Annotated in this window: 1 protein-coding gene; it reads right to left on the reverse strand. The window is 75.2% G+C overall.

Annotated features, from left to right (window positions below):
- Positions 1 to 14: 14 nt before the first annotated feature.
- Complete coding sequence (locus AE652_RS41950; RefSeq protein ID WP_049661377.1) at positions 15 to 809, reverse strand: MBL fold metallo-hydrolase; 795 nt, start codon at positions 807 to 809, stop codon at positions 15 to 17.
- Positions 810 to 1,050 lie beyond the last annotated feature (241 nt).

Here is a 1,050-nt window from a genome sequence, read left to right on the forward strand (position 1 = left end):
GGGCGGGTGGTGTGTCAGACGGCGACGAAGCGGCGGTGGCCGTCGGCGGCGAGGATGCGGCCGAAGCGCATGCCGGGGAAGTGGGCGGCGACGAGGAGGTCGTCGGTGTCGGCGGCTTCGTCGGCGATGCGGTTGCGCGCCGCGGAGGCGGCCTGCGGGTCGATGTCCCAGATCACCTGCCAGTCGCGTTCGCCGAACTGGACGACGGAGTGGGCGATGTCGCCGAGCAGCAGGGCGCGGCGGCCGCCGGAGGACAGGACGTAGGCGGTGGTGCCGGGGGTGTGGCCGGGCACGTGGAGGGCGTCGATGCCGGGGGCGATGGTGAAGTCGGTGTCGAAGAGCTCGAGTCGGGCTTCGACGGGGGTGAGTGTGGCGACGGCTTCGGGGTCGGCGTCCGGTCCGGTGACGAAGTGCTGCCAGTCGGCGCGGTGGGCGCGGTAGACGGCGTTCGGGAAGACCGGCCGGCCGTCGACGGCGGCCCAGCCGACGTGGTCGAAGTGCAGGTGGGTGAAGAGCACGTCGGTGACGTCGGCGGGGGTGACACCTTGGGCGGCGAGCGAGTCGAGCAGGGCGCCGCCGTGGTAGCGGCCGACGTCCCGGGGCCCGACTCCGGCGTCGACCAGGACAGTCCGCTCCCCGCTGCGGACCAGGAAGCCGCCGAGGGGCAGGTGGAGGGTGCCGTCGGGGTCGCGGTGGTGCTGATGGCAGGCCCAGGGGTCGTCGGTGCCGGGGCGGGTGAGGATCTCGGCGGCGGTCTCGGTGCCTTCTCCGTCCATGACCGCCAGGACCTCGATGTCGCCGATCCTCATGTGCTGCCCCTCTCGTGACGGTGCGTCGTGGGCCCGGGTGGAACGGGGGTCCGTTCGTGGGCCATCGGTGGCAACCGTGCCGGGCGGGCGGGGATTCCCGCCGGTGGGGGGCCGGGCCCCGCCGCCCCTTGCCCGAGGGGGCGGCGGGGCCCTTCCACCCGCGCCAGATGGTCTGTGGGGCCGTCAGACGGCCGCGAGGAGGGGCCCGGGGGCCGCGTCGGCCGGCGCGGCGGCGGGTGCG

The sequence above is a fragment of the Kitasatospora sp. MY 5-36 genome, from assembly GCF_001182915.1.
In the GTDB taxonomy this organism is placed as follows: Bacteria; Actinomycetota; Actinomycetes; order Streptomycetales; family Streptomycetaceae; genus Kitasatospora.